Raw genomic sequence first — 25456 nt, forward strand, 5'->3', positions numbered from 1 at the left:
ATTTTTTGCAGGAGGACCCTTTCATGACTGACCGGCCGTTGACACTCATGGCAGTGCACGCCCACCCCGACGACGAGGCCACCGGAACCGGCGGAGTGCTCGCTCGGTACGCGGCGGAAGGAATCCGCACTGTTCTTGTGACGTGTACCGACGGCGGTTGCGGTGACGGACCGGGAGGCGTCAAGCCGGGCGACCCCGGGCACGATCCGGCGGCCGTCGCCCTGATGCGCCGTCAGGAGCTCGAGGCGAGCTGTGAGGTCCTGAAGATCAGCGATCTGGAGATGCTGGACTATGCCGACTCCGGGATGATGGGCTGGCCGGGCAACGACGCCCCCGGGTCCTTCTGGCGGACTCCCGTGGAGGAAGGCGCCGCCCGGCTCGCGGAACTCATGCGGCACTACCGGCCCGATGTGGTCGTCACCTACGACGAGAACGGCTTCTACGGCCACCCCGACCACATCCAGGCCAACCGCATCACCATGGCGGCGCTGGAGATGACCGGGCTGACACCGAAGGTGTACTGGACGACGATGCCGCGCTCGATGATGCGGCGCTTCGGGGAGACCATGCGCGAGTTCGGCGAGGACATGCCCGAGCCGGATCCCGCCGAGGCCGCCGCGATGGCCGAGATCGGCCTCCCCGACGACGAGATCACCGCGTGGGTGGACGCCACCGCGTTCAGCGGTCAGAAGTTCGACGCGCTGGCCGCGCACGCCAGTCAGGGCGAGAACATCTTCTTCCTCAGGATGGGCAAGGAGAGATTCGGCGAGTTCATGGGCACGGAGACCTTCGTACGTGTCAGGGACACCACCGGCGCACCCGTACCCGAGACGGATCTCTTCGCCGGACTGCGCTGACCCGGGCCCTCCGGCCGGGGCCCGGCCCACCGCGTGGCCGGGTATGCCTCCGAACGTCGCCGGACCCGCGTCCGGGGTGCTCCCGCGTACCGTCATGCGGCAGCGCCGCGCGAGTTCCTGATTTCCGCGTCAGTGGATAATCGGAGCGAGCGGGCGCTGCCGCGGTGGCCGTGCCTTCCCCTGGGCGTCCCACGAGGTACGTGCAGCCGCCCAAGGGCTGTCCCGCAATACCTGGCGGGCGCACGACGACAGCTACGGCACCTCGCTGCGTTGTCGGAACGCCCGAATACATCCAGTATGCGGGCGCCCCTCCGCCTTGCGATGCACCGCATCTGACGCCGCGCGCTGATCCACCAGGTATTGCGGGACAGCCCTTAGCCCGGAGAATCAGAGAGTGCTTTTCGACGTCACCCGCAGCGAAGTCGCAGCCGTCTTCGGCGAGGACCGGCTGGAAACTCTGCCCGCCGCCGCTTTCCCGCTCTCCGCGGTGGACACCGAGGGCGCCCGTCTCCTGATGTCGGTCGGCATCCCCGGCGGGACGCTGTCGCTGCGTGAACCCGACGAGGATTCGGGCCTGCTGCCCCTCGTCCGGGACGTCGTCGAGGTCGAGGACTGCGAGGGCGCATCGGAGGGCGCGGGCGCATGGCCCGTCGTCGGGTGGCTCAACGCCCACCTGGCACTCGACCCCGGTTCGGGCATGGTGTACGCGATCGACGCCGACGGGGAGACCGTGTGCGCACTCCACACGGACGTCTCCTCGCTCATTCAGGTCACCCTCCGACTCCAGTGCGTGCTCGATGAGTTCGCCTTTGATGCCGATGCCGATGCCGACGCCGATGCCGACGCCGACGGCGAGGAAGCAGGCTTCGAGCGCCTGGAGCGGGAGATCGAGCGCATCCGTCAGGAGACGAGCAGCGTGGACCCGCTCCCCTTCCAGGACGACGAGACCGTCTGGGCAGTGGTCGGCGAGGAGATCGCCGCCGGCCAGCGCTTCATGTACGGCAGCCCGGGAGACCGCCGGCTCCACGGGTGAACGCCGATCGGCACCGCCCGTTGCGGCCGGTGCCCAAAACGGCCGGAACGGCTAACGCTTGATCCCGACGCCCGCCAGCAGGCTGATCTCGGCGTCCGCGATCTCCGGCTCACCCGGGACGGGTCCGGCGGCCCGCCAGCGGTGGCAGCAGCAGATGCCGGGGGCGATGAGGTCCAGTCCGTCGAAGAAGCGGGCGACGTCGCCGTGCGAACGGAAGTTCACCGGAGTTCCCGCGTTGGTGTAGGCCTCAGCGACCCGGTTCCAGGTGTCGGGGTCGAAGTCGGGCGTGCAGTGGTTCATGGCCAGCGCACTGCCTGCCGGGAGCGGGTCGAGCAGCCGGCGGACGATGCTGTACGGGTCGTGCGGATCGGTGATGAAGTGCATCAGGGCGTTGAGGGAGAGGGCGATGGGCTGGTCGAAGTCCAGGACGTCCGAGTCCATCACGGCGTCCATCAGGGCATCGGGGTCGGTGGCGTCGGCCTCGACATAGGCCGTGCGTCCCTGCGTCGTACTGCGCATGAGGCGTTCGGCGTACTTCAGGACGAGGGGGTCGTTGTCGGCGTACACGACACGGGCCGCCGGCACCACGGACTGGGCGACCTGGTGCAGGTTGGGCTCGGTCGGGATGCCCGTGCCGATGTCGAGCCACTGGCGGATGCCGTGCTCCTGCGCCAGGACACGCGTGGCCCGCTGCATGAACGCCCGGTTCTCGCGAGCGGTCACATAGAGACCGGGGTGCGCCTCTGCCGCGACCAGGGCCGCTTCCCTGTCGACCTCGAAGTGGTCCTTGCCGCCGAGGAAGTAGTCGTACATCCGGGCCGAGTGCGGCCTGCTCGTGTCGAGACTCCGGCCGGACTGCCTGGCGGTCATGTTCTCCCTTTCATCGGTATCTCTGTCGGCCCGGAAACCGGGTGCGGGACCGGTGGCTCTGCCACTCCCGCGCACCGCCGGGTCATCCGGCGGCCAGGTGGTCGGCCAGCCCTTCCTTGACCCCTCGGACGAACGCGGCGATCTCCTCCGGCGCGTATATCAGTGCCGGACCGGCCGGGTCGGTCGACTGCCGGACGGCCACCCGGCCGTCGGCGAGCTGTTTCGTCTCGACGCACTGACCGCCGTTCGGCCCGCTCCAGGGGCGTTCCCAGCCCTGCTCCCCGAGGTCGCTGGCCGGCATGCCGTTGTAGATGGTCCCGTCGGTGATCGTCATGAGTACTCCTTGCGCATGCGGTTCAGGAGCGCCCTGCTGTCCTCGGACGACGTCTGCAGCGCCATCCGGGTGTGTGCCTCCAGATGGGAGACCACGTCCGCGCGCTGGTCGAGATAGACGGCGGCGGACAGCAGTTCGCTGTAGACGATGTCCGGCAACTCGGGTTCCTCGAACCGGAAATACGTGAAGGGGGCGCACGCTCCGATGTGCGCTCCCGCTGTGAAGGGCACGATGTCGAGGCTCACGTGCGCGAGCTCGGAGATGTCCAGAAGCCGCTCCAGCTGCTCTCGCATCACCTCGGGGCCGCCCACCACCCGGTGCAGAACGGCTTCCTCCATGACCACCCACAACGTGGGTGCGTCTTCCCTCTCCAGCAGGCTCTGGCGGCGCAGCCGCAGCTCCACGCGGCGGGTGAGCTCCTCCTCGCTGCCGTTCGGTATCCCGCCGCGCAGCACGGCGTGTGCGTAGTCGGGTGTCTGCAGAAGACCTGTGACGTACTGGGGCTCGTACGTGCGCAGGGTCTTGGCGCCGGTCTCCAGGCTGACATAGGCGGTGAACCAGCTGGGGACGGCATCGCGATAGGAATGCCACCAGCCGGGCTTGTTGGCCTGCTCGGCCAGGTCGACGAACTCGTCGATCTCCTGGCGTTCCGCGCCGAAGGTCTCCAGCAGCTTCTCGACGTAGAGAGGCTTCAGCGCCACCTCGGCCTTCTCCAGCCGACGGATCGTCAGAGACGTCACACGCAGAGCCTTTGCCGCGTCCTCCAGCGAGGCACCGGCAGCGATCCGCATTTCCTGCAGCCGGCGGCCGAGGATCATACGAAGGACTGTCGGTGCGCTGGTGCCGGAACGGGCATCGCTCACGCGCAACCTCCTGATGGTCCTTCAACGCAACCATTCTGGCACCGACTTGATGTAGATGCCAAGGTGATAACCGCGCTGCTGAAATTATCAGGGAGTCGGTTGCAGCAGGTGACCTGTCACCCGCATAGTGGTTGCGTGAGCGGTCAAGTCACAGTTACTGCGCAGAATCCGGTCCCCGATGGGACGCGTGATGCCGACGCCGTCGGCGGCACCCCGCCGCCGGGCGCCCGTCTCGGCATACGTCTCTCACCGCCCGCACCCCCTCGCCGTACCCGTCCCACCGGCAGGTACTGGAAGGCGACATCAGTGACTTCGACCGCAACTTCCACCCCGCTCCCCGCCCCGGCCGGGCCGGCGCCGTGCCGGGAGCACTGGTTCGGCCTGCCCGCGCTGCGCACGAGTGCGAGATCCGCCCGCGACACCGTGCGCGACCGGCTCCGTGCCTGGGAGCTGCCCGGTGACACCTGCTGCGACGCGGTGCTGCTGGCCTCCGAGCTGACCACGAACGCGGTGCTCCACGCCGGCGGCGGTCAGATCCTGTGCGGTCTCATACTGACCGGCGACGAACGGCGCCTGCGCATCGAACTCCACGACGACGGCGGCACTCCGGTCCGCCTTCCCGGGCACCACGCGGGTCCGGGCGAGGAGAGCGGGCGGGGCCTGCTCCTCGTTCAGCAACTCGCGGACAGCTGGGGATCGGCACGCTCCACGCGGAGCGAAGGAAAGTTCGTCTGGGCCGAGTTGACGGTTCACCCCTGATGTCGCGGGCCTCGGACGACACCGCACACGATCCCCCGCGCGCCACCGCACACGACGCTTCTGCCGGCAGCGACCGCACCGCTCCCGCTGCTTCCCTTCGCGCGGCGAGGAACCTCTCTTCCTCGATTCCTCTACAGAAGGCACCCATGACCCCCCACGGTGAAGCCGCTTCCCCTGTCGTGCTGTACGTATGTGCCGACCGATCGCGCGGTGTGCCGGGGGAGGCAACGCGGCGCGCCCGGACGGAAGGCCAGACGTTCGCCCGGGAGCGCGGACTGACGATTGCCGAGGTCGTCACCGACACCTTCGGTGAGCCCGACCCGGCGCAGCGCAGGGGGTGGCGGCGGGTGCGGCAGCTGGCACAGACGGGCGACGTCGACGCGGTGCTCGTCCGCTGGCCCAGCGCCATCGCCCCGGAGTCCGCGCGTGAGCTACGGAATCGGGAGGCCGCCTGGCTCCGCGATCAGGGCGTCCGGGTCCGCTACACCTGGGCACCGCTGTCGGCGAGGGGCGCCGAGGCCGGGTGATCCCGCTCGGCGATGTGCCGGATCCGGGGTCGGGACGCGGTACCGCGGGATGTGCCGGGCGTCGGAGGCGTCGGCGGTGGCTCCGGGGCTCGCGGTTCCGGCCCGGCCGCCGAGGACTCGGCCGCCTGCGCCGGGCCGCTCACCGGGACGGTGCGGGAGGCCCCTGCGGAGAGCGGAGCACGAGCAGAGTGATCTCGCTGGGGGCGAAGACGCGGAACGGCGGGCCCCAGAAACCGGTGCCGCGGCTGGTGTAGAGAAGGGTGCGGGCACCGTGGCGGCTGAGGCCGGCGAGGGCGGGCTGGTCGATGCGGACAAGATGGTGGAAGGGCCAGATCTGGCCGCCGTGGGTGTGGCCCGAGAGCTGGAGATCGATGCCGGCCGCTGCGGCCCGGTCGATGAACTTGGGCTGGTGGGCCAGGAGCAGGACGGGCAGGCCGGGGTCGGCGCCGTCCAGTGCTCCGTCGAGGTGGGCCCGGTGGCCCGCCAGTCCGGAGGACTCGGCGGTGACGTCATCCACGCCCGCGACCACAAGGGTGTCGCCGCCGCGTTCGAGGAGCAGATGACGGTTGCGCAGCGGCTCCCAGCCCAGCTCGTCCATCAGATCGACCCAGCCCTGGGCCTCGCTGTAGTACTCGTGGTTTCCGGTGACGTAGACCCGGGCCCGGGTGGCTCGCACGGTGGCGAGGGGAGCCGCCTGGGCGCGGCGGCGTTCGGCCGTGCCGTCCGCGATGTCGCCGGTGTGGCAGACCAGATCGGCGTCCAGGTCGTTGACCTTCGCGCAGACCCGTGCCGACCAGCGGGCGCGGTCGAGCGGGCCGTAGTGGGTGTCGGTGATGAGCGCGACGCGAGTGCCGTCCAATCCCGCTCCCAGCCGCGGAAGCTGTACGTCGAGCCGGCGCACCCGGGGTACCCGGCGGGCCTCGGCGTACCCCCAGGCAAGCAGCACGGCGGCCACGCCGAGGACCGCCCAGCCGACGATCCGGGCCCGGCCCTGCCCGTCGCCCACGCCGGCCAGGGCGGGGCGCAGCAGGACGCCGAGCAGGACGGACCAGGTGAACAGCACCCAGCTGACACCGAGGAGGGTGTCACCGACGATCGACGCCCGGTCCCGCTGCCGCCGGCCGTGGCCGCGCACCATGGCGAGCGGCATGGTGAGCAGACCCAGGACGAACAGGGCGGTGCCGCCCAGCGCCACCGGGAGCGGCCAGTTCTGGCCCGCGTGCAGAAGCACCCAGCACGGCACGGCCCACAGCAGGACGGGGGCGACCAGAGGGACGTAGCGCATCAGGCGGCGCAGGCGACTCCGCGGGGCCGTCTGCGCCGCACCATCCGCGGATCGGGCTTCACTGGTGTCGGTCACGCTTGCGCTCCTCAAGTACCGGGACTGCCGGCGGGCACTGTACCCGGTCGTCCTGGTGACCCGAGCCGGAGATCCGATGCCCAGGGGGCTCGTCCTGACGGACGCCGGCGGCGGTCAGCTGTCGCCCCGCCCGCTGCCGTCGTCCTTCCGGCCGCCCACCACCGCTGATATGACCCACGCCGCGAGAGCGACGAGGAAGAACACGACAATGATCGTCGGAAGTGCTGATGCCACAGCTTGTCCCCTTCTGGGGTTCCTGACCGCTTGTGCTCGAAGTGCGGTACACCTGCCATGAGTTGAGGAAATCGAGTGCGCGCGCACGACCTCCGCGCCCGGCAGGACCGACAGGTCTCCCGGCAGGGGAGACCGGATCCTACGCGGACCCGATATCGGCCCGCCGGTGGGGCGTTGGCGGGCCTGGAGCGGACCTTCCCGCCACGTCGGGTCTGGACGGGACCTTCCCGCCACGTCGGGCCTGCGCCGACCTTCCCGTCACGTCGGGCCGGTCCGGGGCGTCCCTCGCGACGGAGGCAGCGGCACGGGCCGCAGCTCCGGGCGGCACAGCCCGGTGCCCGCCCGCGGCCCGGTCGTTGCTCACTTCGGGTCCCGCGGCGGTGATGGCGGTTTGACGACACGTCGTGAAGACGCCACCGGTCGCCCTTCCGCGGTGTTCCGTCACGCGCCGATGATCGGGCGAACGTCCCCGGCGCAGTCCAGAGCGGAGCACGACAGACATGACCCATGTTCCGGAACAAAGACGCCTGTCCCTGATGATGGCGGCTGCCGTCCTTGCCGCCGTGGCGGGTGCGGCGCCATCGGCTGTCGCCGCGCCCCACCCGGACCCCACGCGGAGTGCCCTCGGCGTGCTTGCCTCCCTCGACGGCCAGGAGCGGCAGGCGCTGCACCGGATGGCGACGCCGGACATCGGCGGACTGCATGTCACGGACAAGGCGGCACCGCGACGGGCGGCCCGGAGACCGGCAGTACCGATGACGGCGTGGCCCGCCTGCACGCCGAGGGCATCACGGGCAAGGGCGTCAAGGTCGGCATCATCGACACCGGGATCGACTACCGGCACCCCGACCTCAAGGGCGTGTACGCGGGCGGCTACGACTTCGTCGACGACGACGCCGACCCGATGGAGACCACGTACGAGGACTGGAAGGCGTCCGGCCAGGCCGAGACCAACCTGGGTTCGACGTACTACACGGAGCACGGCACCCACGTCGCCGGCATCATCGCCGGGCAGGGCGCCGACGAGAAGGCGCGGGCCGCCCACGGCGTCGCCCCCGGCGCCTCCGTCCACGCCTACCGTGTCCTCGGCCCGTACGGCAGCGGCCGCACCGGCAACATCATCGCCGCGATGGACAAGGCGGCCGACGACGGCATGGACGTCGTCAACATGTCGCTGGGCGCGGCCGTCAACGATCCGCTCAGCCCGCAGTCCATAGCCGCCGACAACCTCGTCCTCGCGGGCGTCACCACCGTCATCGCCGCCGACAACAGCGGGCCGGAGCCGGGCACTGTGGCTACGCCGGCCGCGGCGGCCCTCCCGCTGACGGTCGGCGCCCACAGCGCACCGCTGACCCTGCCCGCGTACACACTGACGGCCGGTACGGCGGCGGCGCAGGGCCGGCTGCTCGCCCAGCCCTACGGCGACGCCCTCGACAAGGTGGCGGGCCGCTCCCTCGCGATCGTGGAGGCCGGCACCGGCACCGCCGCCGGCTACACCGGCAAGGACGTCACCGGCAAGGCCGCCCTGATCCGGCGTGGCGGCATCCCGCTCGACGAGAAGGTGAGGCGCGCACACGACAAGGGTGCGGCGGCCGTCCTCCTCGTCAACGACAACGCCGACGAGGGGCACATCCCGTTCTACATCGGTGAGAACCCGAACTATGTTCCGGCGTTCTCGCTGACCGCGGCGGACGGTGCCGCACTGATGGCGGCCGGCGCCGACGTCTCGTTCACCCCGGCCGGTACTTTCCGGCTCGGCGACGGGATGCCGGCCGACTTCAGTTCGCGCGGCCCGGTCTACGGCAGCGCCGCCATCAAGCCCGAAGTCACCGCCCCCGGCGTCAGCGTCCTGTCGTCCGTCCCGACCGGCATCGTCGACCCGGCCGGCCATGACTACACATACGCGTACGCCCACCTCAGCGGAACGTCGATGGCCGCGCCGTACGTCGCCGGAGTCGCCGCGCTGATGCTCCAGCACGACCACCGGCTGAGCCCCGACGACATCAAGACGTCGCTGATGAACACGGCGACCGCGCTGCCCGGTGACGTCAGCGTGTTCGACGCCGGTGCCGGCGCCGTCGATCCCTATGCGGCCGTGCACACCACGGCCGCGGTGCAGGTCCCGGAGACCACCCCGCACATCACCGTCGACGGCACACGGACCGAGGTCGACGCCGTCGCCGGTGCGCTGGACCTCGGGGTCCTGCCGGTGGGCCGCGCCACGAGCCTCACCCGCACCCTGCGCGTGGTCAACGACAGCGGCAGACCCGTCACATACGACGTGCGCACCGCCTTCAGCCGAGGCTCCGGCAGCTCCGCGGACGCCGGTGCCGCGCACATCACCCTGACCACCGCTGACCGGATCAAGGTCGGAGCCCATGGCAGGAAGTCCCTCGCCGCCGCCCTGCGTGTGCCCGCCGCCGCCGGGGCCGGCTACTACGAGGGCACGGTCACGCTGACACCCCGGAAGGGCAGCGGGCTGTCCGCGCTGCACGTCCCGTTCGCCACGCACGTCGCCGAATCCGGGTTCGCGGAGATCGACATGACCAAGTCCGTCATGTCGACCGGACTGGGTTCCGACCAGGGAGCCGTCGGGTCCGGCGCGGCCACCTTCGATCTGAGGATGGCCGGACAGCTGCGCAGCATCGACATCTTCCTCGCCGACGCCCATGGCAAGGACCTCGGCTACATGGGCGGCATCAACACCGTCGGCCTCACGGAGGGAGTACTCTACGGCCCGGCGACGGTGGGCCCCTGGTACTTCCCGCTGACCGGCGACAGGGCCACCCCGTTCAACCCGCGCGGCCGGTACGTCGACGACGGCCACTACAAGCTGCGCATCGTCGGCACGGACGCGGCCGGCGGCACCGACAGCGAACTGCGCGACGTGTACGTGGACACGGAACTGCCCACGTACGAGGACGCCTTCGGCGCCTGGGACCCGGCCCGGCCCACCGTCGTCGAACGGCCCGCCGACGCCACGTCGTTCCACGTGAAGGGCACGCTGCTGGACGCCCAGGCCGACGACATCCGCGCCGCGGGCATCGACGTCGGACAGAGCGACAACCGCCTCTACTACTCGCTCTACAGCCCGAACGCGCCCGAAGCGAGCATCCCGGCGGGGACCGACGGGTCCGTCGACGGGCAGGTCAAGCTCCCCGTCGGCCCGCCCGTCGCGAATCTCAAGCTGTGGCCGACGGACGCCGCGGGCAACATCAGCGGCGTCCGGCAGGTCAGCATCATGAAGAAGGGCACGCCCTATGTGATCGGCGACGCGAGCGCGTCCTGGGCGCGGGCCGGGGACCGTGTCACGTACACGCTGACCGCGCACGAGCTGAAGAACTGGAAGACGTTCACTTCGCAGATCCGTTACGACGACCGCAACGTCAAGCTGGTCGGCGTCGAACCGGCCGAGGAACTGAAGGCACACGGCCCGTCCGTGATCCGCCGCACCGACGTGCCGGCCGGATCGTCGTCGTACAGCACCCTCTCCTTCGACGTCGCCGACAGCGAGGGTCTGAGCGGCGACTCGATGCCGTTGCTGAAGCTGACGTACGAGGTGACCGGTGGTGTCGTGACGGCGAACGCCGGTCTGTACACGGGCACCACGACCGCCACCGACACCACGGGCGTCAGGACGAACCTGAACATCCAGTTCTACGGTGTCGTGCGGATGCTCAATCCGACCTCGTCCTTCGTCGCCCGCCCGGCCGTCCAGGCCCTGCTGACCAGGGAAGGCGCGTACGACATCCTCCGCGACCACACAGCCGACGGCATCGAGGCGACGCTCACCGCTCCCGACGGCACCAGCCGCGAGGTCGCCGTGGACAGGTCGGGCCGGATCTCCGCGGACGGGCTGACTCCGTCCGACAAGCCGTACCGGTTCCGGGTGACGGCGCCCGGTCACTTCACCTGGACCGAGGACATCGATCTCGGCCTGGACGGCAGCTGGGGGGTGGCCGGCAACAGGGCCGGCTCTGCGGCCGCCCTCGTCGCCGGTGACGTCAACGGCGACGACGTCGTCGACATCCGGGACGCGGCCGCCGTGTACGCGGCGCGCGGGACGGCCGACCGCGCCGCCGACATCGACCACGACGGTTCCGTCGGCGCGAAGGACCTCGCCTGGGTGAAGAACAACTACCCGTCGCAGAACAGCAGCGCCGACCGGTACACCGACCCGGTCAAGCGCCTGCGCGGCAAGTCGCTGGAGGACTACCTGGACCTGATGTAGCCGGACGGCCGTCGTGCCGGGTGCTCACACCCAGTTGTTGCGCATCGCGTACCAGCCCAGCTGGACGCGGGACGTCACGGCGGCCAGATCCATCAGCGCCCGTAACCGGCGCTGCACCGTACGCGGCGACGTGCCCAGCTGATGGGCCGTCGCCGCGTCGGTGAGCCCGGACAGCATCAGCTGCAGAATGCGGCGGTCGGTGGGACTCAGGTCGCCGTCCTCGCGCAGATACGGACGCGAGCGGCGCCACACCGACTCGAACAGCTCGGTCGCCAGCACCACGAGCGGCGGCCGCAGCTCCAGCGACCGTCCGGGCTCCACCTGGACCATGGCCGTCTCGCCGTCCGCGATGAGCAGTTTGATCAACGGCTGGTCGACGACCCGGACCTGGTGCCCGCGAGGACTGCTCACCGCCGCACTGACCACGACCCTCGGCATACCCTTCCTCGGCGCTCTCCCGGCCGTCGCCGCCGACACCGAACCGGTCCCGCCGACCACCCTGCAGAGCAAGGCGGACAGCGCCCTGCTCCAGGGCTTCACCCGGCACGACAAGGTCTCGTTCCGGGTGCAGCTCGACTCGCAGGCCGACACCTCGGCGGCGAGGAAAGCCACCACCAGGGCCGGTCGGGGCCGTGCCGTCCTGAAGGCGAGGACCGCGTACGCCGAGAAGTCCCAGCAGGGACTCACCGCACTGCTGAAACAGGCCGGGGCGTCCTACGAGACGTACTGGATCAGCAACACCGTCAAGGTCACCGGCGACAAGGCGCTCGCCAGCAGGATCGCCGCACGCCCCGACGTCGCGACGGTCGAGGCCGACGACACCATCCCGCTTCCGCCCACCGCCAACGGCACCAACGAGGCCGGCGTCGACGGCATCGAGTGGAACGTCGACCGCGTCAACGCGCCCAAGGTGTGGAACGAGTACGGAGACCGGGGCGAAGGCACCGTCATCGGCAGCATCGACACCGGCGCCGACTACCAGCACCCCGCCCTCGCCGCCGCCTACCGAGGCCTGAAGGCCGACGGCACGTACGACCACTCCTACAACTGGTTCGACGCGACCCGCACCTGCGGCACGGTGAAACCCTGTGACGACCAGGGCCGCGGCACCCACACCATGGGCACCATGGTCGGCGAGGACGGCACGGGCAACGCGATCGGCGTCGCGCCAGGCGCCCGCTGGATCTCTGCCAAGGCCTGCACCCCGCAGGGCTGCCCGCGCGACGCGCTGCTCGCCGCCGGGCAGTGGATGCTCGCGCCGACCGACGCCGACGGGGAGAACCCCCGCCCCGACCTCGCCCCCGACGTCATCAACAACTCCTGGGGCGCCAACGACCTGGACACCTGGTACCAGGCGATGGTGCAGGCCTGGCGGGACGCCGGGATCTTCCCGGCCTTCTCCAACGGCAACACCGGCCCCGGCTGCGACACCGCCGGCTCGCCGGGCGCCTACACGAACACGTACTCCTCGGGTGCCTTCGACAACAACAACAGGATCGCCTCGTTCTCCTCACGAGGCCCCGGTGCCGACGGCACCGTCAAGCCGAACATCGCGGCCCCCGGTGTGAACGTGCGCTCGGCCGTCCCCGGCGGCGGCTACACGGCGAAGTCCGGTACGTCGACGGCCTCGCCGCACACCGCGGCGACCGTCGCCCCGCTCTGGTCGGCCGCCCCGGCGCTGCGCGGTGACATCGCCGCCACCGAGGGCCGTGCTGAACAAGTCGGCCACCGACGTGGACGACACCAGCTGCGGCGGCACCGCGGCCTTCAACAACGTGTACGGCGAAGGCCGGCTCGACGCGTACGCGGCCGTGAACGCGGCCCCGCGCGACCACATCGGCGCCCTCACCGGCACCGTGACCGTTTGACGGCGAACCGGCCGCCGACGTCGAGGTCGCCGTGTCCGGCCCTCGCATCGCGGACAACCGCGAGGCATGCCTCGCGGTCGAGGCGGTGAACGGTCTCCTGAACGACCTGTGGTTGCCGCATCAGAGCTGCGAGATCCGCCCGTCGAGGGCCGGATTCGGCGAGCTCCTCGGCGCGGTACGTCACCAGGACGCGCAACGCGAACCCCGGACGGGCTGCGTGCCGGGCCAGGTGGCTCAGGAGCTGGGAGGAGCTCGAATCAGCGGCGTGCAGATCGTCGAGCACCAGCAACACCGGCTGCACGGCTGCCAGTTCACCGAGGAGGCCCGCCGTGGCGCGGAACAGCCGGTCCCGTTCGTCCTCGGGGCTGCGGTCACCGAGGGTCCGCATCCGCCCCAACGACGGCAGGAAGGCCGCCAGCTCCGGGTACTCCGAGCCCACCCGGGCCCGTTCGGTCACGTCCTGCTCGGCCAGCCAGCCGTCGAGCGCCTCGGCGAACGCGCCGTACGGTGTGTGCCCCTCCGCGTCATGACCGGCACCCCACAGGACGGCGGATCCGGCCGCGGCGGCGAGCCGTGCGGCCTCCGCGGCCAGCCGGGTCTTGCCCACCCCGGCCTCACCGGTCAGGATGCGCACCGGTGGACCGTCGACGGAGAGCAGCCGGTGCAGCCGATGGCCCGGAGTGAGGGCAAGCAGCTTGACCAGGGTCTGAGCCGTCAGCCGCGGCCAGCGGCCGGTCGGTTAGGGACCCGCGTCACGCCTTGCCCAGAACCGTCCGAAAAGGTGCAGACGTAGCAAAGGGGCCATGCGGTGTTGGGAGATGGAGGGTGTTTTCCGCACGTTCATGGGGGCGCCACTCTAGCCGAGCCCCTTGAGCCCCTTGAGCCCCTTGAGCCCGCGAGCCCGGAGCGGGCCGGGCGCGCGCTGCCGGTCACTGCCGAGGTGCCGGACAGACCCGCGCCCGCGATGCCCGACGCCGGGACGAGCAGCCCTCGGGATCAGGGAGTGACGATCGTGAAGTCCGGGTTCGGAGGGCTGAGGTGGCCGAGGAGTTCGGTGATCTTCGCCGCGTCACCGGTGATGGTGGCGCGCCCCGCGAGCTCCGACGGAGGGAGACTGCCCAGCAGGACGGCGCGCAGCGCGGACTCGTCCAGAGCCACCTCGACGTCCGGCGAGGAGACAGCCGGTCCGGTTCCGGCGATGTGGGTGAGCACGCCGTTGCGCAGCCGCAGGGTGACGGGCTCCCCGCCCGTCACGTTCCAGCGCACGGTGATGTCCGCGTCCCAGCTGCGCGGACCGTCGACACGGATGGACAGTGCGTCGAAGAGCTGGTCCAGCGACAGGGCCCCGAGGAAGTCCGGGGACGCGGTGACGGTCGGCGACCCGACCGGGCCCCGGCGGAGTTCCAGAGCGCCCGTCAGGTAGAAGTTGCGCCAGGTGCCGTTCTCGCTGCCGTACCCCAGCTGCTCCAGTGCGTCCGCCTGAAGTGCGAGGGCCTCCGCATGGGTGGGCTCCGCGAAGACGACGTGGTTCACGACCTGCGCGACCCAGCGGAAGTCGCCCGCGTCGAACGCCTCCCGTGCGCGGCGTACCACCTCGTCGGCGCCTCCCATGAAGTCCACATACCGCTTCGACGCCTCGACGGGCGGGTGTTCCCACAGGTGGGCGGGGTTGCCGTCGAACCAGCCCATGTACCGCTGGTAGATGGCCTTGGTGTTGTGACTGACGGAGCCGTAGTAGCCGTGGGTGTGCCAGGCCCGCTCCAGCGCCGGAGGCATGTCCATCGCCTCGGCGATCTCCAGGGGTGTCATTCCCTGATTGATCATCCGCAGGGTCTGGTCGTGCAGGTAGGCGTACAGGTCGCGCTGTTCCGAGAGGAAGCGCTGTGCCCTCTCCCGCCCCCAGACGGGCCAGTGGTGGGAGGCGAAGGCGACATCGGTGGCGTCGCCGAACAGGGTGACCGCCTCGGTCAGATAGGCGGCCCAGACCCGTGGGTCGCGGACCTCGGCGCCCCGGAGGGTCAGCAGGTTGTGCAGGTTGTGGGTCGCGTTCTCGGCGAGGCACAGGGCGGCATGGTCGGGGAAGTGGATGTTCAGCTCGGAAGGGGCCTCGGTGCCGGGGGTGAGCTGGAAGACCATGCGGATGCCGTCGATGGTCTCCGTCTGACCGGTACGGGTGATGTCGAGCGTCGGCGGGATCAGGCCGACCGATCCCGTCGAGGTCGTCTGCCCCAGACCCGCGCCGATCTGTCCCTGCGGGCCCTTGGGCAGGGCGGCCCCGTACATGTAGGCGGCGCGGCGCGCCATCGCCGTGCCCGCGTACACGTTCTCGCTGACGGCGTGTTCCAGGAAGCCCTCGGGCGCGATCACGGGCACACCCCCGGCGACCTCCTCCTCGGAGACCACGCCCTTCACTCCACCGAAGTGGTCGACGTGGCTGTGCGTGTACAGAACGGCGGTGACCGGGCGGTCGCCCCGATGGCCGCGGTAGAGCGCGAGGGCCGCGGCGGCGGTCTCGGAGGAGATCAGCGGGTCGATCACGAGGACGCCACGCTCGCCCTCGACGACCGTCATGTTCGACAGATCGAATCCGCGGATCTGGTAGATGCCCTCCACGACCTCGAACAGTCCGTGATCGGCGACCAGACGGCTCTGCCGCCAGAGGCTCGGGTTGGCGGTGGGCGGGCAGCCCTCCGCGAGGAACCCGTAGGCCTCCAGATTCCAGACCGCCCTGCCGTCGGCCGTGCTGATCTCGCTGTTCTGCGCCGTCCCCACGAACCCGCGGCGGGCGTCGTCCATGTCCTGGGTGTCATCGAACGGGAATCGGCTCAGTACAGCCTCGTTGGCCCGGCTGATCGAAGGCTGGGCAGGCTTGGACTGGGTGTTCGCGGACATGGTGCGCTCCCTCGCGGCAGAACCGGGGCAGCCCGTCGGCGCCCCTGCCCGCCAGCCTTGCCGCAGAGTCACCCCGCTGCCAGCAGAACTACTCCGAACGGATCATCCGCGGTCCGCATCGGCCCTGGCGCGGCGGGGAGCGGACCGTGCCCGGCCGATGCGGACCCCGCCCGGCCGCGCACCATGAGGAGGGGCGGCCGGACTCCCCAAAGCCCGGCCGCCCCTCCTCATGGTGTGTCAGGTCCCGATCAGCAGCGGCCCGCAGGACGGTCGCGCTTCACGAGGTTCGTGTATCCGGTGGTGCCGTCCAGCCACAGAACGCGCAGGCCCTCGTCGGCCGCGCCGTACACCTGGTCGCCGTGGTTGCAGGACATGCGCCGGGCGCCGCCCTTGCCGTCGGGGGCGATCTGGTAGAGCTTCGGCAGCGTGTCGTTGGCCCACGAGGTGGCCGGCGGGAGCGTGGTGATCGTGACCGCGTCGTCCGAGGCCGTCAGCGAGTAGGCGTAGAGCGCGTCCGCGCCGGTCTCCGGGGTGACGGTGACCGGGTTCGCACCGTCGTAGTCCGCGCGGCGCACGGCAGCCTGGCACAAATCAGCTGAGTTGGAGGAGCTGACCGGTTCTGTGGACCGGATAGCGGCCCAGCTGATGAGTTCCGTGAACACCCCTCGCGCCACCGGTATCGAGACGGTCAGGGGCGGGGCTGCGATCGCCGCGCGAGTGGGTTCGCTGCTGGCATCGGCGAGCGAGGAGGTGGCGCTGCTCGACCGGCCGCCCTACGCGGCCAGTCAGCCGGACGGGATGCCTGCGCCCCTCGATGTGGCCGAACCCGTACGTCGCGGGGTGCGGGTGCGCGTCGCGGTGGACCGCGAGGGGCTGAGCTTCCACGGGCGCGCCCGGGGTCTGGGTGATCTGGCCGTACAGGGCGTGCAGATACGGGTGGGAACGGATCTGCCGACGAAACTGATCACGGTGGACCGGCGGGTGACCCTGCTGCCGCCCACCGACGCGGCCGACCCGACTGCTTCGGCCCTGGTGGTGAGCGACTCGCTCCTGAGCAACGCGCTGGTGCCGCTGTTCGAGTCGGTCTGGGAGCGGGCCGTCCCCATCGGGTCCGTCACGCGCGACCGGATCACGGACGAGGACCGCGAGCTGCTGACCATGCTCGCTTCCGGGCTGAAGGACGAGGCGATGGCCCGGCGCCTCGACGTGCACGTGCGCACGGTCCGCCGCCGCATCACCCGCCTGATGCAGGACCTGAACGCGGAGACCTGGTTCCAGGCCGGAGTGCGGGCGACGCTGCGGGGCTGGCTGACGGTGTGAGAGCGGTGCGGCGGGGCGCTGGGCCGACAGTGCGAGAGCGGTACTGCGGGGCCGGGTGACGGTGTGGGGCAGCAGCCGGTCCAGGCGGTGGCCGGGCGGCGCGGTTCGTCGCTGCGGCGTTCACGGATGGGTCGCCGTCCCCGTGCAGCCGCTGGTGGGAGTGGGGGAGTGACGGAAGCGGTCAGCTCTGCCGGCCCTCGGGAAGACGGAACTCCATGATGAGCGTCTCGCCTTCGCCCGGCACCGGCCGGAAACCGGCCTTCTCCCAGGCGCGCACGGCCCGCGGGTTTGCTCTCAGGGGATCGACGGTGACGCGCCGCCAACCAGGACTCCCGCCCAAATGGGCAAGGAGCGCGCGAGCGGCATCCGGTCCCAGCCCCCGGCCTCGCGCCTCCGGTGCCAGCACCATGTCGATGCCACCCTCGTCCGCCCCGGCGTGCCAGTACTGCGCGTAGCCCACCGGTGTGTTGCCCGCCAGTACCAGAAAGGACTCCACACGTGGCCGGCGCCGCCCCACGTACTTCTCGGCAACCTCGTCACGAGACTTCGGTACGCCACCCCAGTGCTCGACGAAGTCAGGGGAGGCGAACCACCGGGCCAGCAGGTCCAAGTCGTCCTCGGTCGCCGGGACAAGACGGGTCAGTACCCCGTCGAGGACTGTTCCCTCGGGCATGAGCCGTTCTCCATCGGTGTGGAAGTGCGGGCACGAAGGGAAGTTACGGCATCGCGGAATCCGGTGCACCGTCCGGGAGGAGTCCACTGGGCCGCGAGCGCCGGCGGAAGGCGGGCCGGCCGGGCGGTCCGCTGCGGGGGAGGGCGGGCGGACGGCGAAGCGGAGGGGGCCGGGCCGATTGTCAGTGGGGACGCCTAGAGTCTCTCCCACTCGTCACGGTGCGTTGCCGTCGGCGGGCTTCTTCAGCGTGCCGCCGGTTGGGCGGCCGTCCGGATCAGCGGGGAGAACAGCGCATGGGGTGGGTTCCTGCGGGCGACTACGAAGTCGCCCTGGAGGCGGGCAAGGTGGTCTGCCGCAACGGGAAGGGCCGGCGGCTGAAGTCCGTTCCGGCCGGACTGAAGGACGACCCGGCGGTCGTCGGGCTCCGGCAGCTGACCGAGTGGCTGGAGCGCCACACGCAACGGTGTCTGACCGATGTCGAGCAGTGGATGGTGCGTTCGCTGCCCGTCCCCACGGCCGTGCTCGCCCAGGTCTGGCCCGATCCGGCGTGGCAGGCGGCCCTGCGTGACGTGGTGGTCACCGGCGCGGACGGCGGGGTCGCCGGGTTCCTGCGCGATGTCGACCCCGACCGGGGCCTCGGCCTCGTCGACCTGGACGGCGACACGGTCCGCATCACCCCGGACGTCGTCAGCGTGCCCCACCCCGTCCTCCTGGACGACCTCGAAGACCTGCGGGAGTTCGCGGTCGAGCTGGGGGTGAGCCAGAACGTCGAGCAGCTGTTCCGCGAGGTGTGGCACCGCCCCCCGGGGCTCGGTCCGGACACCGCCTCCGTGGACACCTACGCCGGCGGCACATTCAAGGAACTGCGCTTCCTGCACGGCCGCGTCACCCAGCTCGGGTACCGGTCACGCGGCGGATACGCGGTCTGCCCGGTCATCGAGGACGGCACCACCGCCGAAGCGCGCATCTGGATCGGCGAGCACGACGGGTACGACGAGTACGGCACGGAGACGGGCTCCCTGGGCTGGACCGACCTTGCGGGGCGCGCGCTGACGGCCGCCGAGGTCGGCCCCGTCGCGTGGTCCGAGGGCATGCGCATGGCGGCGGCGCTCTACGCCGGCCGCGACGTGGCGGACGAGGAGCAGGCGGCATGAGCACCACGACGAACACCAACGTGAACGCGAACACCAACACCAACGCGAAGACCATTGTGAACGCGATGACCGCCAACACCAACGCCGACGCGAACGCGAGCACCGTGTCGGCGGACGCGCCGGTCCTCCCCGCGCAGGCCGGGGGCGACAGCGCCGCCACCGCAATCTCCACCCCCGCATCCGAGGCCCGTGCGGCGGCCCTGCTGGACGCGGGCGCGATCCTCCCGGCCGGAACCACCGACCGGGACGACGCCGACGCGCTGACCGCCCGCACCTACACGCACACCGCCCTCGGCGACCGTTCCGTGGTCCGGCTCGTGCCCGGCACCCTCGGCGAGGCCGAGGACCTGGCCCTGGAGTTCCTCGGGCTGGCCCGGACCGCCGAGGCTCCCGTGGTGGGCCAGGTGCGCCGCGAGACACTGGGCTTCCCCGCCTGGGCACTGGTCAACGATCCGGCCAACGGACACCACGCCCTGGCCCTGGTCAAGGACATCGAGCGGCTGGGCCGGCAGGCCAGAACCCGCGCCGGAGCGGCGAAGGAAGGGTTCGACGCACTCGGCACGCGGCTCGGCCGGGCGGTTCCCCACTTCCTCCCCACTTACTACGAGCAGGTGGCGCGCCTCTTCCTCCAGGCGGAGAACACCACCTACGCCGCCTCCTTCTTCGGCAAGGCCCGCGAGGCCGAGCGGGTGCACGGGCTGGTCGTGGACGAGGACCGGCAGCGGGCCGTCTTCCTGGAGTTCGCCTTCGCCGGCGCACTGACGGTCAAGGCGCTGCGGCAGTATGTGCGCGACCTGGTGGCCCGGCTCGCACCGGCGGACGCCTGGGCGCAGTTCCGCTGTCTGCTGGTCGAGCGCTGCGGGGCGGGCATGCCGCCGTACGCGGCGCTGCCGCAGGACGTCCGCGCGCTGGTCAAGGCCGCCGGACTCGACCGAGAGGCCGCCGAGCTCGAACTGGTGGCCGATCTGATCGGCTCTCCGGGGGTCGTCCGCGCCCCCGGCTCGTTCTGGTCGGCCTACCGCTCCGCGCTCGTCGTCCTGGCCCGACGGGACGAGGAGGTGCGGGCCCGGCTCCTCGGCTTCTTCCCGGAGACCTTCAGCGAGAACGGCCGGGACACGGACGGCGAACGCGGCTGGCTCGCCCTGCTGGCCGAATCCGGTGCCGAGGAGCTGCTGACCGCCCTTCCGGACACCTCCGACAACGCTCCCGGGGACCCGTCCGTCTCCCCGGCGGACTGGCTCGCCCGCTGGGAGGCGCACCGCCGGCGCAACCGGGCCATCGCAGGCCGGAGCCCCCAGACCCTCGAACTCGCCGCACGGATGACGGACCGGCTGCGCGCCGACGGGCGCCCCGTCGAGCTGTTCCAGGGCCGCTGGCAGCGCACCGCCGACCTGGACCTTCTCGACCTGTGCCTGGCCTCGGGCGTCCCGGTCACCGAGCCGGACAACCAGGAGACGGGCACCGCCAATTCCCCCGATGTTCCGCTCGGCCCCTGGCTCGTCGACACCGTGCCCGGCACGCGGGATCTCGCAGCTGTGGCCGAACACCCGTTCTTCCGCGCCCTTCTCCGCCGCAGCGTGGGCCGCCTCGGCGAGGGACACGGCCAGCGGCTGAGCGACGCCGGGATGGCGAAGCTGGCGGCGCACCCGGTGCTCGCCGAGATCCTGAAGGAGTGGCTGACCGCCTGTGCCGAGGAGTACACGGCCGCGCGAGGGCTCCCCGGACTGCAGACTGCTCTCAACAAGCTCTCTGCGTTCCGTGCCGTGATCGCGGACGTCGCCCCGGAGGCCGTACGGCTCCTCAAGGGCCACGATGTCGTGCCGCTGCTCGCCGCCACCCTGCGTACCGGCGTCCTGGACGAACTGGGCTGGCCCGCGCTCGACGAGAGCTACGCCGAACTCGCCGCCGAGGCCGCCGCCGCGCCTCAGCAGCGCCACCGGTCGCAGGGCGTCGGTGTCACCGGTGCCTGGCCCGCGTTGATCCTGAACACGCTCGAACGGGCCGTCGTCGTCGGCCCGGAAGGCGTTCTGCTGCGGCACACCCTGCGCCTGCCCGCCACCGTCGACCACTGGCGGACGCTCGCCTTCCGGTACGTCGACGGCGAGTTGCTGGTCATCTGGTGGGAGGACAGCAAACTGCGCGGCTACTGGTCGCACCGCCCCGCCGAGGTGTTCACCGTCGGCGGGGACCAGATCTCCCGCTGGGGCGGCTCCGGCCCCTCGGACGAGGTGTGTGTGCCCCTGCCCACCGGAGGCCGTGCCACCGGCGGCAAGGCCCTGCACGCCGGCGACACCTCCCTGCCGCCCCAGCGCGCCGTCATCTCCGACGGCACCGGGCACTGGCGTGAAGGCCACCAGGGCACGCAGCGGGTGTGGCTGGAGTACGACCCGGCCGGCGGCACGCACGGCCGGGCCTCCCTCCCCGCCTTCCTCCGCTCAGGAGTGCGGGACGGCACCCGGCTGCTCACCGAGCACTGCCAGGTGCTGCCCCTCCAGCCCGGCCTGGAGACCACCCCGTTCGGCACGGACGGCACGGTCCTCGGCCGCTGGATCCGCCGCACGGTCACCGAGCCCGGCACGGCCGATCCTGCCGACGGGCACCGGATCGTCACCGGCACCCCTGACGGCCACACCGTGACCCTGCCGCAATCGCTGCCCGGCGGCGACACCCCGGTGCCGCTCGGCGGCCTCACCCTGCCCGGCGGGTCACGGCCGGTCGCGTCCCTGCACCACCGCCGCGTCGAGCTGTACCCGGCGGACACCGACGGCACCGGTGGCAGCCTGTGGTCCGTCACCCCCGACTCCTCCGGTGGGAACGCCGCGGCGGGCACCCCCTACGTGCCTCCCGTCACCTACTGGCACGCTCTGCGTCCGAGGGACGAGAAGGGCTCCGGCGTGCTGCGGAACCTGACGGAATCCCGGGCGGGAGAGCTGTTCGAGGAGGTCGCCGCCGCGGTCGCCCGGTACCTGGAAGTGCTCCGGGCCGCCAAGACGTACACCGGACCCTCGGCGCGGGAACTGAGCGAGGAGGCCGTCGCCCGGGTGCTGCCCGAGGTGTCCGACGCACGGCTCCTCGCGGGCGTCACCGCGCTCGTCCGCAACGCGGTGGACCGGGCGGCCTCGGCCGCCCAGTACCTGGAACCGCCCAAGCCCGTGCAGCCGGCCACTCCCCGGAACACCGCGCGCACCCAGGGCATGTTCTTCGAGTACGAGCCCGAGCACGGCGACGACACGACCCTGCAGATCGCGTCTGCCTGGAACTCCGAGCGGATGCGCGGTGGTTGGTGGGGAGGCGGTCGCCGGTGGAGCGTGATCCGGCAGATACTCGCCGTCAACCACGTCCTCGGCGGCGAGCCGGCGTTCGGCAGGCCCGTCCCGTCCAAGGTCCCGTTCACCCCCGTGGACGGCTGGCAGCGGGACGAGTACACCGTTCCCTGCGAGTCGCTGATCTGGACCTCGCTCCTCGACAATCTGCCCGAACTGGCCTACCGGGCCGCCTCGGCGACCACCTCACCCGAACACCGCACCGGTCTCCTCCTGTTCCTGGAGACCATCGCCGCAGGCCCGCTGGCCGACCCCGCGGGCACGGTCCGGCAGGTGGAGCTCGTCGAGCCGATCCCCGCAGGGACGACCGGGCAGAGGCGGCCCGAGGCCGTGCACCGCCTCGGCCAAGTGCTGCGCAAGGGCGCCCGCACCGTCGTGGTCCTCGCCGAGCGAGGCCGGAACTCCCGGGACGACGCGGCACGCTGGCTTGCCCTTGACCACGACCCGACCGGCGCCTTCGGCCCCGTCCCCGGTTTCACCCTGGACCACGAGCAGGTCCACCGGCAGGGCATCGCCCCGGACCGGCTCACCCGGCTCACCGCCCTGGTACGGGAACAGGGCCCGGCGCCCTGGCGTCCGGAGTCGGCCGAGGCGTTCCACACCGCCACCGGAATCGGGCCCCTCCAGTCCGTCGCCCTGCTGTCGGCAGCCGTCCAGGAGCCCGGCGCCGAGACGCTCGCGCTGCTGGGGGCGAAGACACGTGCCTTCGAGGCCGCCCAGGCCGGAGTCGACGCCCTGCCCAGCGACGACCGCCACGCCGTGCTCCGGGCACTGCTGCCCGAGGACCCGGCCGAACTGTGGTCCACGGGACCCGGCATCGGGGCCGCCGCCGAGGTCTGGCAGAAGCGCCTGGCCTCCCTCGTCCGCGTCCCCGAAGAGCTGGACCTCGACCTGTCGGGAACCACCCTGGGCAGTGTCGACCTGATTCTCAACGCGAACGCCCGCACCTGGCTCGCCCACGGCACCGATGTCCAGGACGGCACCGGACGGCCGGGCCTGCGCCGGGTGGAGGCACGCGGTGCGGTCACCTCGGTCCTCACCGCCCTTCGCACACTCGCCTACACACTGCCGTACGGGCACCCTCTGCGGGCACACCTGCCCGTCGGGCTCGCGGCCCTGCGCGACCGCCTCGCCGATCCGGGCCTGGTGCTGGACCTCGGTCTGACCTGGACCGAGTCGGGGAGCTCGATCGGAACCGTGGTCCGTGCCGCCCACGGGCTCCCCACGTCCGGCGGCGCCGGACCCGACGGCCTGGTCCGGGCCGGCTCGGCGCTGCTCCTCGGCCCCGGCTACGGCGACAACGAGAAGCTGCTGATCCGCCCGGCCGGCCTGACGGGCCCCGACGACCCGGCGTTCGGCCTCGTCGAGGGCACCGTGGGCCCGCACGGCATGGGAGATCTGTTCGCCGTGCGCACACTGCTGGAGGAGGCGACCGAAGCGATGGCCTCGGCGGGCGCCCCCGACGGATCCGCGCAGTACCCCGCCCAGGACCCGACGCGTGCGGTGCAGGACCTGGTGGCCGAGTCCGTCGACGCCCTCGGTCTGAGCGCGGACGCCGCAGCTCTCTACCTGATGCTGCTCGCCCTGCCCGACCCGACGGACCGCAACTGCGTCCGCTGGACCGGATGGAAGCCGGCCCGCATCAAGAAGGCCAGGGCAGAACTGGCCGCGACCGACCTCGTCGTGGAGGCGAAGCGCTCCCGCGCCGGACGCACCCTGTTCCTCCCGTGCGGCTGGCTCGAACGAGGCGCCCCCGGACTGCCGTTGGAGACGTGGAAGGAAAGCCTGTACCCCGTGGCAGGGTCCGCCCGGACCCTGCCACGACTCCCCGTGCCCGCGCTGTTCGCAGCCGCCTGGGCACGAGTCCGCGGCGGCGACGCGCCCGGCTTCGAAGAACTGGACACCCGCGCACACCGGAAGGGCCGCCGCCGATGACGAACGACACCACGACCACCGGGGGAAGCACCGCCACGAGTAGTGTCCCGGAGCAGGCGACGGAGCCCGGCCGGGAGCACCGCCAGGTCACGCCGCCCGAGGACCGGTACGCCACCGAGCTGGCCTTCCTCGCCGCCCACGACTGCGGACCCCGCCCGCCCGGCTGGCTCCTCACCCCGCGCGCCGTCGTCACCTTCGTGATGGGCAGCGCGGGCGACGCACTCGGCCTCCCGAAGGGAGCCCGGCCCTCGGCCGGGGTGCCGCCCCGTCTGGTGATCGAGCAGAAGTTCGTCGGCGAACGCGCACTGGTCGAACGGTGCGTGGTCACTCTCGCGGGAGAGCGCGGACTGCTGCTCGTGGGCGAACCCGGCACCGCCAAGTCCATGCTCTCCGAGCTGCTGTCCGCGGGGGTCTGCGGGACCAGCGCACTTACCGTGCAGGGCACCGCGGGCACCACCGAGGACCAGCTCAAGTACGGCTGGAACTACGCGCTGCTGCTCGCCCAGGGCCCCACCGAGCAGGCCCTGGTGCCCTCCCCGGTGCTTGCCGCCATGACCCGGGGGGCCGTCGCCCGTGTCGAGGAGGTCACCCGCTGCCTGCCTGAGGTCCAGGACGCCCTCGTGTCCCTGCTCTCCGAGCGGCGGATCGCGGTCCCCGAACTCGCGGGAAGCGAGGGCGCCCAGGTGCACGCTGCCCCCGGGTTCACCCTCATCGCCACCGCCAACCTCAGGGACAAGGGCGTCTCGGAGATGTCCGCCGCGCTGAAGCGGCGTTTCAACTTCGAGACCGTGGGTCCCATCGGGGACGTGGACGCCGAGACCGCGCTCGTCCGGCGCCAGTCACGGGCATCCGTCGAACGCGCGGGCGCCGTCTACCAGGTGGACGACGCGGTCCTCGAAGCCCTGGTCACCGCCTTCCGGGATCTGCGCGGAGGTCTCTCCGCGGAGGGCTGGGAGGTCGAGCGCCCTTCCACGGTGATGAGCACGGCGGAGGCGGTCTCCGTCGCGGGCTCCCTGGGCCTGGCCGCCGCCTACTTCCCTGGCGACCGGGACGTGCTCTCCCTCCTGCCCGGCCATCTGCTCGGCGTCGTCCGCAAGGACGACGCCGCTGACGCGGCACGGCTGCTGGGGTACTGGGACGGTCCGGTGCGCAGGCGCGCGGAGCAGGGGTCGGCCACCTGGCGCGCCCTGTGGGACATGCGCGCGGTGCTGGAGAACTGACCG

Annotated in this window: 19 protein-coding genes; 10 read left to right on the forward strand and 9 right to left on the reverse strand. The window is 71.6% G+C overall.

Annotated elements, in window-relative coordinates; translation table 11 throughout:
• Positions 1-23: 23 nt before the first annotated feature.
• Positions 24-857, forward strand: a complete 834-nt coding sequence (locus tag ACZ4LX_RS02640; protein WP_467637489.1) for a PIG-L family deacetylase — start codon at positions 24-26, stop codon at positions 855-857.
• A gap of 394 nt (positions 858-1251) precedes the next feature.
• Complete coding sequence (locus tag ACZ4LX_RS02645) at positions 1252-1890, forward strand: SUKH-4 family immunity protein (protein ID WP_467637492.1); 639 nt, start codon at positions 1252-1254, stop codon at positions 1888-1890.
• Positions 1891-1941: 51 nt separating this feature from the next.
• On the opposite strand, the gene ACZ4LX_RS02650 is transcribed toward ACZ4LX_RS02645, so the two are convergent.
• The 3 genes from ACZ4LX_RS02650 to ACZ4LX_RS02660 form a co-directional block, all read right to left on the reverse strand.
• Positions 1942-2760, reverse strand: a complete 819-nt coding sequence (locus tag ACZ4LX_RS02650; RefSeq protein WP_467637495.1) for an SAM-dependent methyltransferase — start codon at positions 2758-2760, stop codon at positions 1942-1944.
• An 82-nt stretch (positions 2761-2842) separates the two neighbouring features.
• Positions 2843-3094, reverse strand: a complete 252-nt coding sequence (locus ACZ4LX_RS02655) for a DUF397 domain-containing protein (protein WP_467637498.1) — start codon at positions 3092-3094, stop codon at positions 2843-2845.
• A complete protein-coding gene (locus ACZ4LX_RS02660) occupies positions 3091-3957 on the reverse strand; it encodes a helix-turn-helix domain-containing protein (protein WP_467637501.1) in 867 nt (288 codons plus the stop codon). Before ACZ4LX_RS02660 ends, ACZ4LX_RS02655 begins: the two co-directional genes overlap by 4 nt.
• Before the next feature lie 306 nt (positions 3958-4263).
• On the opposite strand from ACZ4LX_RS02660, the gene ACZ4LX_RS02665 reads away from it, so the two are divergent.
• Positions 4264-4716 (forward strand): ATP-binding protein, encoded by a 453-nt coding sequence (locus tag ACZ4LX_RS02665; RefSeq protein ID WP_467637504.1) that lies wholly within the window; start codon positions 4264-4266, stop codon positions 4714-4716.
• A 146-nt stretch (positions 4717-4862) separates the two neighbouring features.
• Entirely contained in the window at positions 4863-5243 is a 381-nt protein-coding gene (locus tag ACZ4LX_RS02670; RefSeq protein WP_467637507.1) for a hypothetical protein, read from the forward strand.
• A 139-nt stretch (positions 5244-5382) separates the two neighbouring features.
• Here the strand turns inward: ACZ4LX_RS02670 and ACZ4LX_RS02675 are convergent, their stop codons facing one another.
• On the reverse strand, positions 5383-6603 hold the full coding sequence (locus tag ACZ4LX_RS02675) for a metallophosphoesterase (protein ID WP_467637510.1): 1221 nt from the start codon (positions 6601-6603) through the stop codon (positions 5383-5385).
• A 997-nt stretch (positions 6604-7600) separates the two neighbouring features.
• Between ACZ4LX_RS02675 and ACZ4LX_RS02680 the strand changes: the two genes are divergently transcribed.
• Positions 7601-11068 (forward strand): S8 family serine peptidase, encoded by a 3468-nt coding sequence (locus ACZ4LX_RS02680; protein ID WP_467637514.1) that lies wholly within the window; start codon positions 7601-7603, stop codon positions 11066-11068.
• Between the two features lie 24 nt (positions 11069-11092).
• Here ACZ4LX_RS02680 and ACZ4LX_RS02685 read toward each other — a convergent pair whose 3' ends face one another.
• Positions 11093-11434: a response regulator transcription factor gene (locus ACZ4LX_RS02685; RefSeq protein WP_467637518.1), complete on the reverse strand. Its 342-nt coding sequence runs from the start codon at positions 11432-11434 to the stop codon at positions 11093-11095.
• Here ACZ4LX_RS02685 and ACZ4LX_RS02690 point away from each other — a divergent pair.
• The gene (locus tag ACZ4LX_RS02690) at positions 11418-13025 is read left to right on the forward strand and encodes a S8 family serine peptidase (protein WP_467637522.1); all 1608 of its coding nucleotides are present in this window, start codon (positions 11418-11420) and stop codon (positions 13023-13025) included. The two genes, ACZ4LX_RS02685 and ACZ4LX_RS02690, sit on opposite strands and share 17 nt — an antisense overlap.
• Here ACZ4LX_RS02690 and ACZ4LX_RS02695 read toward each other — a convergent pair.
• The 3 genes from ACZ4LX_RS02695 to ACZ4LX_RS02705 form a co-directional block, all read right to left on the reverse strand.
• Positions 12914-13570, reverse strand: coding sequence for an AAA family ATPase (locus tag ACZ4LX_RS02695; protein ID WP_467637526.1), 657 nt, complete (start codon positions 13568-13570; stop codon positions 12914-12916). The genes ACZ4LX_RS02690 and ACZ4LX_RS02695 overlap by 112 nt on opposite strands.
• A 362-nt stretch (positions 13571-13932) precedes the next feature.
• A complete protein-coding gene (locus ACZ4LX_RS02700; protein WP_467637529.1) occupies positions 13933-15828 on the reverse strand; it encodes an alkyl/aryl-sulfatase in 1896 nt (631 codons plus the stop codon).
• 248 nt (positions 15829-16076) lie between these two features.
• Positions 16077-16403 (reverse strand): hypothetical protein, encoded by a 327-nt coding sequence (locus tag ACZ4LX_RS02705; protein WP_467637532.1) that lies wholly within the window; start codon positions 16401-16403, stop codon positions 16077-16079.
• Between the two features lie 46 nt (positions 16404-16449).
• Between ACZ4LX_RS02705 and ACZ4LX_RS02710 the strand changes: the two genes are divergently transcribed.
• Positions 16450-17148, forward strand: a complete 699-nt coding sequence (locus ACZ4LX_RS02710) for a LuxR family transcriptional regulator (RefSeq protein WP_467637535.1) — start codon at positions 16450-16452, stop codon at positions 17146-17148.
• 181 nt (positions 17149-17329) lie between these two features.
• On the opposite strand, the gene ACZ4LX_RS02715 is transcribed toward ACZ4LX_RS02710, so the two are convergent.
• The gene (locus ACZ4LX_RS02715) at positions 17330-17821 is read right to left on the reverse strand and encodes a GNAT family N-acetyltransferase (RefSeq protein ID WP_467637538.1); all 492 of its coding nucleotides are present in this window, start codon (positions 17819-17821) and stop codon (positions 17330-17332) included.
• Between the two features lie 293 nt (positions 17822-18114).
• Between ACZ4LX_RS02715 and ACZ4LX_RS02720 the strand changes: the two genes are divergently transcribed.
• From ACZ4LX_RS02720 to ACZ4LX_RS02730, 3 genes are read left to right on the forward strand one after another with little or no spacing between them, the layout of a single operon-like run.
• Positions 18115-18975 (forward strand): DUF4132 domain-containing protein, encoded by an 861-nt coding sequence (locus tag ACZ4LX_RS02720; protein WP_467637541.1) that lies wholly within the window; start codon positions 18115-18117, stop codon positions 18973-18975.
• On the forward strand, positions 18972-24233 hold the full coding sequence (locus ACZ4LX_RS02725) for a hypothetical protein (protein WP_467637544.1): 5262 nt from the start codon (positions 18972-18974) through the stop codon (positions 24231-24233). Before ACZ4LX_RS02720 ends, ACZ4LX_RS02725 begins: the two co-directional genes overlap by 4 nt.
• Entirely contained in the window at positions 24230-25453 is a 1224-nt protein-coding gene (locus ACZ4LX_RS02730; RefSeq protein ID WP_467637546.1) for an ATP-binding protein, read from the forward strand. The genes ACZ4LX_RS02725 and ACZ4LX_RS02730 overlap by 4 nt, the downstream gene beginning before the upstream one ends.
• Positions 25454-25456: the final 3 nt, after the last annotated feature.

This window comes from Streptomyces sp. NPDC026062, assembly GCF_055568375.1.

Bases quoted from the DNA above. Each gene is read 5' to 3' on its own strand.
- ACZ4LX_RS02720 (WP_467637541.1), top strand. From the start codon at position 18,115: ATGGGGTGGGTTCCTGCGGGCGACTACGAAGTCGCCCTGGAGGCGGGC.
- ACZ4LX_RS02670 (WP_467637507.1), top strand. From the start codon at position 4,863: ATGACCCCCCACGGTGAAGCCGCTTCCCCTGTCGTGCTGTACGTATGT.
- ACZ4LX_RS02655 (WP_467637498.1), bottom strand. From the start codon at position 3,094: ATGACGATCACCGACGGGACCATCTACAACGGCATGCCGGCCAGCGAC.
- ACZ4LX_RS02690 (WP_467637522.1), top strand. From the start codon at position 11,418: ATGAGCAGTTTGATCAACGGCTGGTCGACGACCCGGACCTGGTGCCCG.
- ACZ4LX_RS02650 (WP_467637495.1), bottom strand. From the start codon at position 2,760: ATGACCGCCAGGCAGTCCGGCCGGAGTCTCGACACGAGCAGGCCGCAC.
- ACZ4LX_RS02725 (WP_467637544.1), top strand. From the start codon at position 18,972: ATGAGCACCACGACGAACACCAACGTGAACGCGAACACCAACACCAAC.
- ACZ4LX_RS02715 (WP_467637538.1), bottom strand. From the start codon at position 17,821: ATGCCCGAGGGAACAGTCCTCGACGGGGTACTGACCCGTCTTGTCCCG.
- ACZ4LX_RS02640 (WP_467637489.1), top strand. From the start codon at position 24: ATGACTGACCGGCCGTTGACACTCATGGCAGTGCACGCCCACCCCGAC.
- ACZ4LX_RS02730 (WP_467637546.1), top strand. From the start codon at position 24,230: ATGACGAACGACACCACGACCACCGGGGGAAGCACCGCCACGAGTAGT.
- ACZ4LX_RS02700 (WP_467637529.1), bottom strand. From the start codon at position 15,828: ATGTCCGCGAACACCCAGTCCAAGCCTGCCCAGCCTTCGATCAGCCGG.